We start from the raw sequence: 508 nt of genomic DNA, 5'->3' as shown, positions 1-508 counted from the left end.
ATGTTTTTTACAGACACTTTACAATTTCAAAGAAAGAGAAAGAATTATGCAAGGCAATCAAGCTGTTATCGATTATATGAACGAACTGTTGTCCGGCGAGCTAGCTGCACGCGATCAATACTTCATCCACTCACGCCTGTACTCCGAATGGGGCTACAACAAACTGTTCGAGCGTCTGAACCATGAGATGGAAGAAGAAACCACTCACGCCGAAGACTTCATCCGCCGTATCCTGATGCTGGGCGGTACGCCTAAAATGACCCGTGCCGAACTGAACATCGGTACCGACGTGATTTCCTGCCTGAAAGCGGATTTGAACACCGAATACGAAGTACGCGATGCATTGAAAAAAGGCATCAAACTGTGCGAAGAAGCACAAGACTACGTTACCCGTGATTTGATGATTGCCCAGTTGAAAGACACTGAAGAAGATCACGCGCACTGGCTGGAACAACAACTGCGCCTGATCGAACTCGTCGGCGAAGGCAACTACTACCAAAGCCAACTG

The 508-nt window shown here is 47.6% G+C and carries 1 protein-coding gene; it reads left to right on the top strand.

Annotated elements, in window-relative coordinates; translation table 11 throughout:
• Positions 1-46: 46 nt before the first annotated feature.
• A partial coding sequence (gene bfr, locus ACTHUR_RS18650) for a bacterioferritin (protein ID WP_003755417.1) occupies positions 47-508 on the top strand: 462 nt, incomplete at its 3' end.

This window comes from Neisseria sp. P0021.S007 (genome assembly GCF_051956855.1).
The sequence above is the reverse complement of the archived record's forward strand: the minus strand, read 5'-3'. Positions and strand labels throughout refer to the sequence as shown.